12 protein-coding genes are annotated in these 15,330 nt (G+C 72.8%); 2 read left to right on the top strand and 10 right to left on the bottom strand.

All coding sequences use genetic code 11. From position 1 onward, the window contains the following. Positions 1-114: 114 nt before the first annotated feature. From NCCP_RS05550 to NCCP_RS05585, 8 genes are all read right to left on the bottom strand, one after another. The gene (locus NCCP_RS05550; RefSeq protein ID WP_149956244.1) at positions 115-996 is read right to left on the bottom strand and encodes a CPBP family intramembrane glutamic endopeptidase; all 882 of its coding nucleotides are present in this window, start codon (positions 994-996) and stop codon (positions 115-117) included. Between the two features lie 216 nt (positions 997-1,212). Continuing rightward, positions 1,213-1,710, bottom strand: coding sequence for a thiol peroxidase (gene tpx / locus NCCP_RS05555; RefSeq protein ID WP_149956245.1), 498 nt, complete (start codon positions 1,708-1,710; stop codon positions 1,213-1,215). Between the two features lie 135 nt (positions 1,711-1,845). Then, entirely contained in the window at positions 1,846-2,457 is a 612-nt protein-coding gene (locus NCCP_RS05560; RefSeq protein WP_149956246.1) for a YdeI/OmpD-associated family protein, read from the bottom strand. Between the two features lie 689 nt (positions 2,458-3,146). Beyond that, positions 3,147-4,364: an imidazolonepropionase gene (hutI, locus tag NCCP_RS05565; RefSeq protein WP_149956247.1), complete on the bottom strand. Its 1,218-nt coding sequence runs from the start codon at positions 4,362-4,364 to the stop codon at positions 3,147-3,149. Beyond that, the gene (locus tag NCCP_RS05570; protein WP_149956248.1) at positions 4,361-5,719 is read right to left on the bottom strand and encodes a formimidoylglutamate deiminase; all 1,359 of its coding nucleotides are present in this window, start codon (positions 5,717-5,719) and stop codon (positions 4,361-4,363) included. The genes hutI and NCCP_RS05570 overlap by 4 nt, the downstream gene beginning before the upstream one ends. Then, the gene (locus tag NCCP_RS05575; RefSeq protein ID WP_149956249.1) at positions 5,716-6,996 is read right to left on the bottom strand and encodes an allantoate amidohydrolase; all 1,281 of its coding nucleotides are present in this window, start codon (positions 6,994-6,996) and stop codon (positions 5,716-5,718) included. The genes NCCP_RS05570 and NCCP_RS05575 overlap by 4 nt, the downstream gene beginning before the upstream one ends. A 3-nt stretch (positions 6,997-6,999) precedes the next feature. Next, entirely contained in the window at positions 7,000-8,688 is a 1,689-nt protein-coding gene (gene hutU / locus NCCP_RS05580) for a urocanate hydratase (protein ID WP_149956250.1), read from the bottom strand. Next, positions 8,685-9,476 (bottom strand): IclR family transcriptional regulator, encoded by a 792-nt coding sequence (locus tag NCCP_RS05585; protein WP_149956251.1) that lies wholly within the window; start codon positions 9,474-9,476, stop codon positions 8,685-8,687. Before NCCP_RS05585 ends, hutU begins: the two co-directional genes overlap by 4 nt. Before the next feature lie 128 nt (positions 9,477-9,604). On the opposite strand from NCCP_RS05585, the gene hutH reads away from it, so the two are divergent. After that, on the top strand, positions 9,605-11,167 hold the full coding sequence (gene hutH, locus NCCP_RS05590; RefSeq protein WP_149956252.1) for a histidine ammonia-lyase: 1,563 nt from the start codon (positions 9,605-9,607) through the stop codon (positions 11,165-11,167). Between the two features lie 28 nt (positions 11,168-11,195). Here hutH and NCCP_RS05595 read toward each other — a convergent pair whose 3' ends face one another. Together NCCP_RS05595 and NCCP_RS05600 are read right to left on the bottom strand one after the other, a co-directional pair. Then, positions 11,196-13,157: a PKD domain-containing protein gene (locus NCCP_RS05595; RefSeq protein WP_149956253.1), complete on the bottom strand. Its 1,962-nt coding sequence runs from the start codon at positions 13,155-13,157 to the stop codon at positions 11,196-11,198. A gap of 218 nt (positions 13,158-13,375) precedes the next feature. After that, on the bottom strand, positions 13,376-14,707 hold the full coding sequence (locus NCCP_RS05600) for a multidrug effflux MFS transporter (protein ID WP_149956254.1): 1,332 nt from the start codon (positions 14,705-14,707) through the stop codon (positions 13,376-13,378). Positions 14,708-14,777: 70 nt separating this feature from the next. On the opposite strand from NCCP_RS05600, the gene NCCP_RS05605 reads away from it, so the two are divergent. Beyond that, positions 14,778-15,329: a MarR family winged helix-turn-helix transcriptional regulator gene (locus NCCP_RS05605; protein ID WP_149956255.1), complete on the top strand. Its 552-nt coding sequence runs from the start codon at positions 14,778-14,780 to the stop codon at positions 15,327-15,329. Position 15,330 lies beyond the last annotated feature (1 nt).

A 15,330-nucleotide genomic window follows, 5' to 3' on the forward strand; every position in this document is an offset into this window, starting at 1 on the left:
CCGCCGTCGTCGTCTTGGGGGCGCCCTTGCACGGCGCTGGTCCCCCGCCTCCCGCGTCCCCCGGTTCCGGCGCAGGGCCGGTACCCCTGCGCCGGAAGCCCCCGTACCGGGAGTTCAGGTGCCCAGGCCAATGGCCGGGCCAAAGAGGGCGAAGCCCACGAACCCCGCCGCATCCAGCAGGGCGTGCGCGATCACCAGCGGCATTACCCGCCGGGTCTTCAGGTACACCCATCCGAACACCAGGCCCATCGCGAAGTTGCCCAGGAACGGGCCGACCCCCTGGTAAAGGTGGTAGCTGCCGCGCAGGACGGCGCTGGCGACCAGCACCTGCCAGGTTCCCCAGCCCAGGCGGGGCAGCCGTTCGAACAGGTACCCGACCACGATCACCTCCTCGAGGATCCCGTGGCGCACCGCCGAGAGCAGCAGGACCGGCACCGTCCACCAGTACGGGTCCAGCGCCGCCGGGACGATCGCCGTGGTGACGCCCAGCGCCCGCCCGGCCGCGTACACCCCCAGCGTTCCCGCGCCCATCGCCGCGAACAACCCAACGCCCAGCCCGGCGTCGCGCCACGGGCGGCGGGCGTCCAGCCCGAGCCGGCGGAACGGATTCCCGCCGGGGACCTGCCGGAGCAGGAAGAACACCAGCACAACCGGCACCAGGGCGAAGAAGATGTCCAGCAGCTGGTACGCGAGGTCGAAGTACTCGCGGGGATTGAGGCTGTTGTTCAGGGTGGTCGTCTGCCCGGCCAGCGGCGCGCGCGTGGCCTTGTCCAGCAGGCTCACCACCGAATACGCCGCGGACTGGCCCAGGGACAGCCCCAGCACCAACCCGACCTCGGCCCACAGGAACCTTCGGGACGGGGGGACGGACGGCACCGTCCGCGCCGGTGAGCCCGGCCCCGGCGCGCGGGCGTCCGGGAAATTCGCGCCGGGATCCGCGCCGGGATCCGCGCCGGGACCTGCACTGGGGTGCGCGCCGGGATCTGCACTGCTCATGCGCCCGATCCTAGCCAAACGGTCCGGGTGACCGGGAAGGACCCCCTTTCCAGCGCGCTTTCCACCACGCCCGGGCGGCGGCTTTCCGGGTGGCCCGGCCCGGAAAACGCCGCTTGGGACGGAAAACGCCGTCCGGGTTCCGTGACATGGCGGGGCCAAGGCACGGAAACCCGGACGGCGCGGAATCCGGACGGCGTCGGGCCCGGGAGGCCGGGGCTAGTTCAGTGCGGCGAGCGCGGCGTTGTAGTCCGGTTCCTGGCCGATCTCCGGAACCAGTTCGGAGTGCAGGACGGTGCCGTCGGTGTCGACCACCACCACGGAGCGGGCGTTCAGCCCGGCGAGCGGACCGTCGGCCATCTTTACGCCATAGTCCTCGCCGAAGCTGGAGCGGAAGGTGGAGGCGGCGACGACGTTCTCGATGCCCTCGGCGCCGCAGAAGCGGCCCAGCGCGAACGGCAGGTCGGCGGAGACGCACACGACGGTTGCATCCTCCAGGCCGGCGGCCAGTTCGTTGAACTTGCGCACGCTGGCGGCGCAGACGCCGGTGTCGATGCTCGGGAAGATATTGAGCACCACCCGGCGCCCGGAAAGCTCGGCGCTGGCCACGTCGGACAGGTCTGCACCGGTCAGCGTGAAGTCGGGGGCTGCGGCGCCCTGCGCGGGCAGGTCGCCAATGGTCTGGACGGGGGTACCCCGGAATGCGGTATTAGCCATGTCTCCTGTCTACCACGCGCAGGCCGGCGCGAATTGCACCGCGGCCCCGATCCCCGCCATTTGACGCTGCCGAACCGGCGGATTGCCGGCGGCACCCAGACCCTGCCGGCCCAGACGAAGGCCGCCGGCGCGGCCCTACGGCCGGTCGCTGCGGGCAACCTCGAACCCGGCCTGCGCGTAGGGTGCCTGCCCGGCAGCCAGCATGCGCACGAACTCGCCGATCTTCCGTTCCCGGGTCTGAGCCTTTTTGACGGCGTGCAGCCGGTAGTAGATCGCATACCGGTTGGCCGCGTTTAACCGCCCATAGGCCTCTCGTGCCGACGGGACGGCATCCAGTGCGTCAAGGAATTCCGGCGGCGGTTCGGCCGCCGAGGACCCGGCGTAGGCCGCCTCCCAGCGGCCGTCAGCCTTCGCAGCCTCGACCGCCGCCACGCCTTCGGGACGCATCAGCCCCTCCGCCGACAGCCTTTCCACCCGCTCCACGTTCTTTGCGGACCACCTGCCGGACCGGGTGCGGGGCGTGAAGCGCAGTCGGTAGGTGCCCCCGTCCCTGCCGGACAGCTGCCCATCGATCCACCCGAAGCACAACGCCTCCAGCACCGCGTCCTCGTAGGCCAGGGTGGTGGCGGTGCCGCCCTTCTTGTGCAGAACCAACCACACACCGGGGCTGCCGGCATGGTGTTCCTCAAGCCAGGCGCGCCAGGCGGCAGCATCGGGAACCAGCAGTTCGGGCAGTGGGGTGGCCATGTGCCCAGTCCAGCAGAATCTCTTTCCCGGATCCAGCCCGCGCCCTGGCGCCGTCGGTGACCTCCCCGCACCGGGAACTGATCCGAGGAAGGTGCCTGATGCAGCCGGAGAACAACGGCGTGACAGAAGATCAGGAAAAGGTTCTGGGTGTGCTCAGGACCCAGCTGAAGCAGGCGCATGAGGAGGCAAGGTCCACGCCCTCCGAGGCTGGCCCGGTGGGAGTTGGAGACCGTCAAGAGAGAGAACCCCTTTGCCTGCCTGCACCCGGATTGCCGGTGCGAGAACTCCAGCCCCAGCCCGCATACCGGCAGCAGATGCTCCACCTGGGGCTGCGGCCGAGTGTTGCGTGCCCAGTGCAGCAGGTTCGCCAGTGCGCTGCCGCCGGCAGCGACGTTCTGGCGAGGTTCCCCGAAGTTGTTCTCGCCGCCGGAGTGGGTGCCCACGACATGGAGGGATCCGCTGAACCACGCGAAAACCGGCGCGCCGCTCTGTCCGCCCTCGGTGTCCGCCTGATACTCCAGCTCGACGCCGGCACCTTCCGTGAAGCGGGCGGCCAGCGCCTCCCACCGGCATCGGCCTGTTCGGCCAGATCCTGGCAGCCCGTGGACCCGGCCGCCTCAGCCAGGAAAATTGGCCGGGCGTTATCGGGGTCCTGTCATTCGAGCCTGGCACCGACACGGGAACACCTCCTATCGGGCCACCGCCACGCCCTTGCGCCATACGGCGCCGGTCAGCGGCATGCCCGGCCGGTAGGCCAGGTGCGTGGGACTGGGAGCGTTGAGCAGTTGCACGTCGGCGCGGTGCCCGACGGCGAGGCTGCCCACCGCGCGCCGGCCGTCGGCGTCCAGGCCGGCGTGCCGGCGCAGCGCCAGCGCCCCGCCGAACGTGGCCGCGCGCACCGCCTCGGCCACGGACAGTCCCATCTGCAGCACCGCGGTAGTGACGCAAAAGGCCATCGAGGAGGTGTAGCTGGTGCCGGGGTTGCAGTTGGAGGCCAGCGCGACCTCCACGCCCGCATCCAGCAGCAGGCGCGCCGGGGCCAGCGGCTGGCGGGTGGAGAGGTCGCAGGCCGGCAGGCAGGTCGCCACGGTGCCCGGGTTCCCGGTGCGCACGGTGGCGTCCCAGCTGCCCCACGTCCCGGCGAGCGCTTCCACGTCCGCGTCCTGGAGGTGGTTCACGTGGTCCACGCTGGCCGCACCGAACTCCACCGCCAGCTGCACGCCGGCGCCCGGACCCAGCTGGTTGCCGTGCACGCGCAGGCCCAGTCCCGCCTCGCCGCAGGCCCGGAGCACGCGCCGGGCCTGCTCTGCGGTGAACGCCCCGCGCTCGCAGAAGACGTCGGCCCAGCGCACGTACGGGCGGACCCGCTCCAGCATCTCCCCGCAGACCAGGTCCGTGTACTCCTCCGGGTCCGCGCCTGCGGGGACCAGGTGCGCGCCCAGGTAGGTGACCTCGTCGGCGACGGTGGAGGCAATCCGGGCGTGCCGGGCCTCCTCCTCCACGTCCAGCCCGTAGCCGGTCTTGGTTTCCAGGTAGGTGGTGCCGCCGCGGGCGGCCTCGGCGGCCCGGCCCAGCAGCAGCCGGGTCAACTCGTAGTCCCCGGCCTGCCGGGTCGCGGCGACGGTGGTCGCGATCCCTCCGGCCGCATACGCCTGGCCCGCCATGCGGGCCTCGAATTCGGCGGTGCGGTCCCCCGCGAAGACCAGGTGCGTGTGGGAGTCCACCCAGCCCGGCAGTGCGGCACGGCCGCCGGCGTCGTGCACCGTGTCCGCGGCCGGAGCCGCCGCGGCGTCTCCGATCCAGGCGATCCGCTCCCCCTCCATCACCAGCGCCGCACCGCGCAGCACGCGGGCCTCGGCGTCGACGGTGTGCAGTTCGGCAATGTTGGTGACCAGGGTGCTGTTCATGCGTACTCCGGATACTCGGCGAGGAAGGCGGCATACAGCTCGGCCGGGTCGCCGAGCCGGGTGTGGAGGCCGTCGCGGGCGACCGTAACGCCGTTGACGACGACGGCGGCCACGTCCGCCGCGGTGGCGGTAAGCGGCAGCTGGCCGGGCCGGGCACCCGCGGTGCGGACGCTGCCGGTGCGCACCAGCAGATGGTCGCCGTTGGGGGCGGTCCCGTCCGCGCGGAGCAGGCCCAGGCTGCGCAGGCCCCCCTCCCGGACGGCGGCGGCCAGCTCGGCCGGGGCAAAGCGGCCGCGGATCCCGCTGCGCAGGCGTTCGCCGTGCTCGAGCGCGCGCATCTCCAGGTAGGGGTCGACGACGGCGTGCTGGTCGCTGCCCAGGGCGATGGTGGCACCGGCGTCGGCCAGCTCGCGGGCCGGGCCGATCCCGTCGGCCAGGTCCGCCTCGGTGCTGGGGCACATGACGACGGTCGCCCGCGCCGCGCCCAGCGCGGCGATGTCTTCCCCGGTGAGGTGGGTGGCGTGGACCACGGACAGCCGCGGGGAGAGCAGCCCGTGGCGGGCCAGCAGGCCGGCGGGGGTGGTTCCGGTGGCGGCCAGGCAGGCCGTGTTCTCGGCGGGCTGTTCGGACAGGTGCACGTGCAGGGGGGCGTCCGCGCCGAGGACACGGTCGAGCCCGGAGGCAATGGCGGCCAGGTCCTCCTCGCCCACCGCGCGCACCGAGTGGATGGCGGCACCCAGGCTCACCAGTCCCCCGCCGCCCTCCCCCCCGCCGTTTTCCTCCGCCCCGTTTTCCTCCTCGAGCGCGGCGCGCAGCGAGGCGAGCCGGGCCAGCCAGCCGGCGGCGTCGCCGTCGCAGAAGCGGGCCTGGGTGGGGCTCAGCGGCAGGGGGGCGCCGGCGGTGTCCAGCCCGCCGCGCAGGTAGCAGGTGTCCAGCAGGACCAGCCGGATCCCGGCCGCCCTGGCCGCACGGGCCAGGGCGCGCTCCATGGCGTGCTCGGGCCAGTGCCCGCCGGGTCGGGAAGCCCCTCCGGTTCGGGTAGCTCCTCCGGCGGAACCGGTTCCGTAGGGGATCCCGCCGGGGCCGTGGTGCAGGTAGTGGAACTCCCCCACCGCGGTCCACCCGGCGACCGCCATCTCGGCGAACACGGCGGTGGCGAGCCGTTCATAGCCCTCGGGGTCCAGCCGCCCGGCGGCCGCGTACATCTGGTCCCGCCAGGTCCAGAACGAATCTGCCCGGAAGGATCCGTCGCCGCCGGCCGCGCCCCCGTGGGTGCGCCCGCGCAGGATCCGGTGGAAGGCGTGCGAATGGGCGTTGACCGGGCCCGGGACACGGAGCAGGCCCGCCGCGCTCACAGCAGGTCCTCGAGCGCGTCCGCCAGCGCGTCCACCCCGGCCTCGGCGTCCCCGTCCTCGACGTGCTCCTCCGGCGAATGGCTGATGCCGGTGGGGTTGCGCACGAAGAGCATGCCGGTGGGCACCACGGAGGCCAGCACGCCGGCGTCGTGCCCGGCCCCGGTGGCCAGCGCCGGCGCGCCGGGAACGGTGCGCCGGACCGAGTGCTCCAGCGAACGGGCCAGGGCGGCATCGAAGTGCACGGTTCCGCTGGAGGATTCCTCGAGCAATCGGGCCGCGCAGCCCTCGAAGGCGGCGATCTTCTGGGCCTGGCCGTGGAGGCGCTCGACGAGGTCCGCGACGGTCGCGTCCTCCGGGTGGCGGACGTCCAGCCAGAGGTCCACCCGGGAGGCGATGACGTTGGTGCCGCCGGGGACCGGTTCCAGCCGCCCGACCGTTGCCCGCGCCCCCGGAACGGCGGCGGCGAGCTTGCGCACCGCCAGCACGATCTGCGCTGCGGCGACCATCGGATCGGCGCGGTCCTCCATCAGGGTGGTGCCGGCGTGGTTGCCCTGCCCGGTCACGGTCAGCCGCCAGCGGCCGTGGCCGAGCACCGAGGAGCCGACGGCGACGGCGGGCCCGGGGTGTTCCCCGTGGCCGGCGAATTCCGGGGAGCCCAGGGCGCGGCCCTGTTCCACGTGCAGTTCCACGAAGTCCCCAACGCGTCCCAGCGCGGTTTCGTCCAGTCCCATCCGGTCCGGGTCCAGGCCGTGGGCGCGGGAAACGTCGGCGAAGGTGTTCCCGTCGGCGTCGCGCAGGTTCAGCGCCCGGGCCGGGTCGATGGCCCCGGCGAGCAGGCGCGAGCCCAGGCAGGCCACGCCGAAACGGCTGCCCTCCTCCTCAGGGAACACGGCCACGGCCAGGGCCCGGTTGCGCACCAGCGCCCCGGAGACCTCACGGGCCCGGAGCCGGTCGACGGCGGCCAGTGCGGAGGCTACCCCCAGCGGCCCGTCGAACGCTCCGCCCCCGGGGACCGAGTCCAGGTGCGAGCCGGTGACCAGCGCGCCGCGGCGGGAGGACTCCGGCCGGCGGGTCCCTCCGTCGTACAGGTCCCACCACGCCCACAGGATGCCGTTGGCGTCCGTTTCCACGGCCAGGCCGCGCGCGGCGGCCTCGGCGGTGAACCACTCGCGCAGCTCCCGGTCCGCGCTGGTGTATGCGGCTCGGCTGTAACCGCCCCGGCGACGGTCGCGGCCGGTGTCGGCGATGGCGGCCAGCAGCTGCGTTACGGTGCCCATACCCTAGTGCTCCGCCATCGGGATGCGCACCCCGCGCTCGCGGGCGACCTCGGCGGCGCGGCCGTAACCGGCGTCGGCGTGGCGGATGATGCCCATGCCGGGGTCGTTGGTCAGCAGGACCTCCAGCTTCGCTGCGGCCAGGTCGGTGCCGTCGGCCACGGAGACCTGGCCGGCGTGGATGGAGCGGCCGATGCCAACGCCGCCGCCGTGGTGGATGGAGACCCAGGTGGCGCCGGATGAGGCGGCGGTGAGCGCGTTCAGCAGCGGCCAGTCCGCAATCGCATCGGAACCGTCGGCCATGGCCTCGGTCTCGCGGTAAGGGGAGGCGACGGAGCCCGAATCCAGGTGGTCGCGGCCGATCACGATCGGGGCCTTGACCCTGCCGGTGCGGACCAGCTCGTTGAACAGCAGGCCGGCCCTGTGGCGCTCGCCGTAGCCGAGCCAGCAGATGCGGGCGGGCAGGCCCTCGAACTCGACGTGGGTGGCGGCGGCGTCGATCCAGCGGTGCAGGTGGGTGTTGTCTGGGAAGAGTTCCTTGAGCGCCTGGTCGGTGACGCGGATGTCCTCCGGGTCCCCGGAGAGAGCAACCCAGCGGAACGGGCCCATCCCCTCGCAGAACAGCGGGCGGATGTAGGCCGGGACGAAGCCCGGGAAGTCGAAGGCGCGCCCGTAGCCGCCCTTGCGTGCCTCGTCGCGGATGGAGTTGCCGTAGTCGAAGACCTCCGCGCCGGCGTCCTGGAAACCGACCATCGCCTCCACATGGCGGGCCATGGAGGCCTGCGCCAGCTTGGTGAAGCCGGCCGGGTCCGCCTCGGCCTCGGCCGCCCACTGCTCCACGGTGTACTCGACCGGCAGGTAGGACAGCGGGTCGTGGGCGGAGGTCTGGTCGGTGACGACGTCCACGGCCAGTTCGCCGGCCCGGTGCCGGCGCAGGATCTCGGGGAACACGGCGGCGGCGTTGCCGACGTACCCCACGGAGAGCGGGCGCTTTTCCGCCTTGGCGGCCAGGACCTTGGCCAGGGCGGCGTCCAGGTCGGTCTCGACGTCGTCGAGGTAGCGCTTGCCCAGGCGCCGGCGCAGGCGCTCCTCGGAGACGTCGACGATCAGCACCGCCCCGCCGTTGAGGGTCACGGCCAGCGGCTGGGCCCCGCCCATGCCCCCGCAGCCGCCGGTGAGGGTCAGCGTCCCGGCCAGGGACCCCCCGAAGCGCTTGTTGGCGACGGCGGCGAAGGTCTCGAAGGTGCCCTGCAGGATGCCTTGGGTGCCAATGTAGATCCAGGAGCCGGCGGTCATCTGCCCGTACATCGTCAGGCCCTCGGCCTCCAGCTTGCGGAACTGGGGCCAGCTGGCCCAGTCGCCGACCAGGTTGGAGTTGGCGATCAGCACCCGGGGGGCCCACTTGTTGGTGCGGAAGACGCCGACGGGCTTGCCGGACTGGACCAGCAGCGTCTCATCCTCCTCCAGGTCCGCCAGGGTCCGCACGATCGCATCGAACGCCTCCCAGGAGCGGGCCGCGCGGCCGGTGCCCCCGTAGACCACCAGGTCCTCGGGCCGCTCCGCGACCTCGGGGTCCAGGTTGTTCATGAGCATGCGCAGCGGAGCCTCGGTTTGCCAGCTCTTGGCGGTCAGCGCGGTGCCGCGCGGGGCGCGGATGGTGCGGGTGGGGTCGTGCTGGGTAAATCCGGTGCTCATTTCTGGTCCTCCCGGTCGGTGTGGAGTGGCGGGTCGGGGCGGGGCGGCAGAGTGGGATGTGGCGGCAGAGTGGGATGTGGTGGCAGGGTGGGATGGGGCGGTTGGGGGTGGATGGGGGGTTCGGTTCCGGCCGGGCCCCGGAGCAGGGACCGGGCCTCGGCGGCGACCAGCCTGCCGATGCGGGCCACTTCCTCCGGGCCGGTGCGGTAGGAGGGGGCCACCACGGAGAGGGCGGCGACCACGCGGGCCGCGCCGCCGGTCCCCGCCACGACCGGTGCGGCAATGGCCGTGACGTCCCGTTCCACGCCCCGGTCCACGACCACATAGCCCGCCTCCGGCGTCTGTCCGCGCAGGACGGCCCCGGCGGCCGTGCCCTCCAGCGGGATGGACCGGCCCACCCAGGAGGTGTGGCGCACCGACTGGGTCCCCTCCTGCACGGCGATGTAGATCCCGTGGTCGTGGTCGCCCGCGGCGGGAACGTTGAGGTAGGCCGATTCGCCGGTGCCGGCGACCAGCCGGAAGAGGGGCTCCTGGGCGAGCGAGACGAGCGACTCGTGGCTGAGCGCCTGGGCGCCGAGCTGGACCAGCCGCATGCCGGGACGGTAACCGCCGTCGTCGTCCCGGCGCACGAAGCCGCTGGCTTCGAGGGTCCGCAGCAGGCGCAGCGCGGTCGAGGCCGAGAGCCCGGTTCCGCGCGAGGCGTCGGCGAGGCTGATTTGGCCGGCGTCGCACACGGTGCCGAGCAGCTGCAGCGCCCGCTCGACCGTGCGCGTCGAGGCTTCGACCATGGATCCTCCTGGGTGGGGAACCGGTCGGTGAATATTGCCACCGGCCGGCATTTGCGTTTCACTTATTGAAACTTAGATTCCAGTACCCGGCAAGGGCCGGTACCTTGCCCCGAACAGGATGAGCCCGCATGCAGCAGACCGTCTCCATCACCCCCACCCCCCTTTCCCCCGCGGACGTGGTGGCCGTCGCCCGGCATGGTGCCGCCGTCGAACTGGCCCCCGAGGCGCTGGCGGCCATGGAGGGTTCGCGCACCGTTATCGATGCGCTGGTGACCGACGAGCGCCCGCACTACGGGGTCTCCACCGGATTCGGCGCGCTGGCGACCAGGCAGATTCCCATCGACCTGCGCACCCAGCTGCAGCGCTCGCTGATCCGTTCGCATGCGGCATCCTCGGGAACCGAGGTGGACCGCGAGGTGGTGCGCGGGCTGATGCTCAACCGCCTCCACACCATGGCCACCGGCCGCACCGGCGTCCGCCCGCTGGTGGCCCAGGCCTACGCCGGGCTGCTCAACGCGGGCATCACTCCGGTGGTGGGCGAGTACGGCTCCCTGGGCTGCTCCGGGGACCTGGCCCCGCTGTCCCATTGCGCGCTGGCCGTGATGGGCGAGGGCCGGGTGCGCGGGGCCGACGGCGACGTGGTCGATGCGGCCAAGGCCCTGGCCGATGCCGGCCTTGAGCCGGTGGTGCTGGCCGAGAAGGAGGGGCTGGCCCTGGTCAACGGCACCGACGGAATGCTGGGAATGCTGCTGCTGGCGGCCGCGGACCTGCGCCGGCTGTTCGCGACAGCCGACCTTGCCGCAGCCATGAGCGTGGAGGGGCTGCTGGGCACCGGAGACGTCTTCGCCGCGGACCTGCACGCCCTGCGCCCCCACCCCGGGCAGCTGGCCTCCGCCGCGAACCTGCGCGCCGTGCTCGCCGGGTCCGCCCTGGCCGCGGAACAGAAGGAGGGTTCCCACGCCTTCACCCGGGTCCAGGATGCCTACTCGCTGCGCTGCGCCCCGCAGGTGCATGGCGCCGCCCGCGCGACCCTGGACCACGCCGAGTCCGTGGCCGCGTACGAGCTCGCCTCGGCGATCGACAACCCGGTGGTCACCGCCGACGGCCGGGTCGAGTCCAACGGCAACTTCCACGGCGCCCCCGTGGGGTACGTGCTGGACTTCCTCGCCATCGCCGCCGCCGATATGGCTTCGATCTCCGAACGGCGCACCGACCGCTTCCTGGATCCGGCGCGCAGCCACGGGCTGAACGCGTTCCTGGCGCACGACCCCGGAGTGGACTCCGGGCACATGATCGCCCAGTACACGGCCGCGGGCATCGTGTCCGAGATGAAGCGCCTGGCCGTTCCGGCCTCGGTCGATTCGATCCCGTCCTCGGCCATGCAGGAGGACCACGTCTCGATGGGCTGGGCCGCCGGCCTGAAGCTGCGCCGGGCCGTGGACGGGCTGGAGCGGGTGCTCGCCATCGAACTGCTTACCGCGGCCCGGGCCCTGGACATGCGCGACGGCGGGATTGCCACCTGCCGGTCCTCCCCCGCCATCGCCGCCGTGCGCACCCTCATCCGCACCGTCGTGGAAGGTCCGGGCACCGACCGCCACCTGTCCCCCGAGATCGAGGCGGTGCGCCTGCTGGCCCACTCCGGCGAAATGCTGGCGGCGGCCAACGCGGCCCTGGATACGGACCTGCGCTAACGGGGGCGGCGGCTGCGCCCCGGCGCCCTCAGTTTGCCCGGACCGCCTCCACGTCGTCGACGGTCACCACCACCGGCGCGTTGGTGGAGCTGGAGGACAGATAGGCCAGGAGGCCGACGCCGCCGGCGGCCTGCAGGCCCGCGGTCGCGTCCGTGGCGGACACCTGCCACCCGGCAGGTTCCGGCGTTCCCCGCTCCCAGACCTTGGCCCGCACGGTCGTGGGACTGGTTCCGGTGGCCTGCACGCGCACCTCCAGCCGGTCCCCCACCGCGTAGGACACCCCCGGTACCGTCACGGCCGTCTGGAGGGCTGTCTCAGCGCCCGCGGCCGTGGTGCGCACGGTCTGGAGCCTGACCTGCCCGTTGGCCCCCAGGACGGCCTTGGCCCGGTACTGCCCGGCGCCGGGGACACTGCGCGCGACCGCGGAGAGGTACAGGCCGCTGCCGGTGGCCGGCTTGTCCGTGCCCAGGGCCAGCCGCAGGTCGGTACTGGTGGAAGAGACCGCATTGAGCAGCGCGCTGGCCGAGTTCCCCGCCGAGGGCAGCCGCAGCCGCCCCACTCCGCTGGAGACCGAGGTATTCGCCGTGCTGGACACGGTCCAGTTCCCGCCGGTCTCCGCGGCGCCGAAACCGCTGGCCACGGTCCGCCCGAACGTGTCGCGGGCCAGCGGCGCGGTTCCCGCCGTCACCGTGACCGAGCGCAGCAGCGTGCCGGTGGCGCCGCCGCTGTCCGTGACGGTGAGCCGCACGGGGTACGTGCCGGACGCGGCGAAGGTGTGCTGCACCAGCGCCCCGCTGCCCGTGGATCCGTCGCCGAAGTCCCAGGCGTACTGTGCCACCGTGCCGTCGGCGTCCGAGGACGCGGTGGCGTCGAAGGAACAGCCCGCGCCGGTGCAGGAGGACGTGAAGGAGGCCGTCGGCGGCGAGTTCGCCGGCGTCGTTCCGGCCGTGATGGAGAAGTCGTCGGTGAACGTGCCCCCGGAGGCGCGGCGGAAGGCGGCAGTGAGGCTGCCCTGCCGCAGCGTGAGGCTCAGGGCGCCGAAGGTCGGGTTGCTGTTCAGCCCGGACGCGGCGGCGAAGTAGCCCGCCTCGGAGTCGGCCCTGTTCACGTCGCGCAGCGCGACACCCCCGGTCCCCACGGTGGCGAAGACGGTGCCCGCCCCCTTGGCCATCGCGTTGTCCGGGTCCGCCACGCAGGCCGCGTTGTATGTGCCGGGAACCAGGGTGGCGCAGCCGGGCCTGCCCGTGGCGAGCTGGCGCGTGCGCTGGTAGGCGTGTTCGTGCCCGGAGAGCACCAGGTCCACCTTGCGGTTGAGCATCAGGTTGGTGATGTCCGCCCCCGGGGAGCACGCGTACACGCCCATCGACAGGCAGGGGTAGTGCATGCCGACCACGACCCACGGAATGGCCGCGCTGCGGGCCCCATCGATGGCCGCCGCCGTCCAGTTGTAACGCGCGGTGCCGGCGTTGTAGCTCCAGGTGCCGTCCGTGAAGGGAAGGTTGGGCGAGATCATGACGAACCGCACCAGCGGGTCCTCCTGGGGCACGTCGACGTACCACTGGCGCCCGTAGGTGCCGACGAGGCCGGGCAGTTGGTTGGGCAGGCAGGCGGAGAAGTCGTTGATGTTGCCGTTCTGGCCGTTGCTTTCGTGGTTCCCGGCGAGGAGTTCGAAGGGGAAGCCCGCCCCGACCGCGCCGGTGACGGCGTCGCACCAGGCCTGTTCCTGCCCCGTGGCCCCGTAGGAGAGGTCCCCGAGGGCCAGGTGCAAATCCGGGGAGATGGCCCCGATCTGGCTGAACACGGACCGCGCCGCCGTGCTGGAGGAGTAGTCTCCCGCGGCGGTGAAATGCACGGCTCCGGGTTCCTGGAGGGCAGCCGGCACCGCAGCCGGGGCCGCGGCGGGGAGGGGGGACGCCGCGGGCACCGCAGCCGGGGCCAGGACCACGGCCAGCGCGGCCAGGGCCGTCAGGGCGGTTTTCAGGGATTTCACGGGGCGCTCCTCAGGGTCGGCGAACGCGTCCCGCCGTGCTCCGTGCGGCGTGGCTGCCCGGGCTCCCCCCGTCGGGCCGCGTGGGCCAAGGATACGCAACGCTCCGCGGTACGGCACCGTGGAGCGGCACCCGTTCTGGAACGGGGACACGCGTTTTTCCCGCGGACCAGGCACCCGGGAGCCGGGTGGCCGGACCCTGTGGGCCTCTGCGGCGCCGGTCAGCGGGAGGGGTCAGCGGCCGGGGCGTCGGCGGCCGGGGCGTCGGCGGCCGGGGCGTCGGCGGCCGGGGCGGGCAGGGAGCCCGGGGCTGCGGCCTTGCGCTGCGCTGGAACATTACGCTGCACTGGAACATTACGCTGCGCGGTGGCCGCGAAGGCGCAGAGCGCGACGAAGGAACTGGCGGTCAGCACGACCGCCAGCGGCAGGGCGGTCAGTTCGCCCCCCAGGCCCACCAGCACACTGGCCAAGGCCCCCATACCGAACTGGGCCCCGCCCAGCAAGGCGGAGCCGGAACCGGACACGTGGCGCACCTCGGCAAGGGCCAGGCCCGTGTTGTTACCCATAACGAAGCCCAGCGCGGACACCAGCAGGAACAGGCACGGAGCCAGCACGACCGCCGGCAGCCCGGACAGGACAAAGACCAGAGTGGAAAGGGACACCGCGAGCGTTACCGCCACGGCCACGCCGAGCGTGCGGCGGGCGGGTACCCGCCCCGCCAGCCGGGAGGAAATGATGCCGCTGGCCATCATGCCCAAGGCGTTCAGCCCGAAGAACAGGCCGTACACCTGCGCGCTGAAGCCCATCATGGACTGGTAGACGAAGGGAGACGCGGAAATGACGCCAATCAGGACGCCGAAGTTCGCCCCGCCCAACGCCACGTAGCCCAGGAAGCGGGGGCGCTTCGCCACCTCGCCCAGCCCGCCCAGCAGCGCGCCCCGGCGGCGGTTCGCCACCGGATGGCTCTCGCGGACCACCAGCAGCATGCCCAGGACCATCACCGCGGAGAAGCCGGCCAGCACCCACAGGACCCCGCGCCACCCCGCGGCGGCGGAAATGAAGCTTCCCGCCAGCGGCGCCACGGCCGGCGCCACCCCCACCATGGTCATCAGGAGGCTGAAGACACGAATCGCGGCGGCCCCGGACACGCGGTCGGCCACGATGGCGCGGGATATGACGATGCCGGAGGCGGCGCTCAGGCCCTGCAACAGCCGGGCCGCCACCAGTATCTCCAGCGTGGGGGCCAGGGCGGCCAGGACGGAGGCCAGGAAGAACACGGACAGGCCGGCCAGCAGGGGCCGGAACCGCCCGTACTTGTCGGAAACGGCACCGAAGAACAGTTGCCCGGCCCCCATCCCCAACAGGAACGCGGTGAGCGTCAGTTGCACCCCCGGCGCTTCCACGCCCAAGTCCCGGGCCATCTCCGGGAATGCGGGAAGGTAGAGGTCCGTGGCCGCCGGCCCCACCATGGAGCACAGGGCCAGGACCAGGAGCAGGCGCAGCGGAAGGCCGCCGGACCGGGCGGACAGGGCGGGGGGCGCGGCGGAAGGCATGGAACGAGACTAGCCCGAAATAATTTATGTGTAAATAACTATGAATCCAGCATGACTTACACTGGAGGCTATGGAAGCTGCCCCCACCGGGATTGATGAGCTCGCCTCGGCGCTGGCCCGCCTCATCCTGGACACCGCCCGCGAGATCCGTCCGCAGATCGAGGACGCCGCCCAAGCCGTCCCGCTCACCCCGTCTGAGGTGCTGCTGGTGCGCCACGTGGCCCACGCGCCCGGCATTACCCCGGGCGAACTTTCCGGCCGCGCCCACATGCAGCGCAGCAACGTCAGCACCACGCTGCGTTCCCTCGAGTCCAAGGGCCTGATTGAGCGCCGCTCCGGCGGAGGCGACGCCCGCTGCGTTGAACTGCACCCCACCCCCGCCACCCTGCGCAACATGGCCGCCTTTGGCGCGGCCCGCGCGACGGTGGTGCGCGAGTCGGTGGAGGCCTCCGAGGAGGAGTTGCGCACCGCCGTCGAACTCCTGGAGCGCCTGCAGCAGGGCCTCGAGCGCCGCCGGCGCGAGCACCACGCCCCCGGGTCCGAAGGCGTCGCCACCGCCGCCCTCGCCACCGGCACCGCCACCGCCACCGCTCCCACCGGCACCGGCACCGGCAAGCGATAAT

It is taken from the genome of Zafaria cholistanensis, assembly GCF_008580665.1.
Classification (GTDB): Bacteria; Actinomycetota; Actinomycetes; order Actinomycetales; family Micrococcaceae; genus Zafaria; species Zafaria cholistanensis.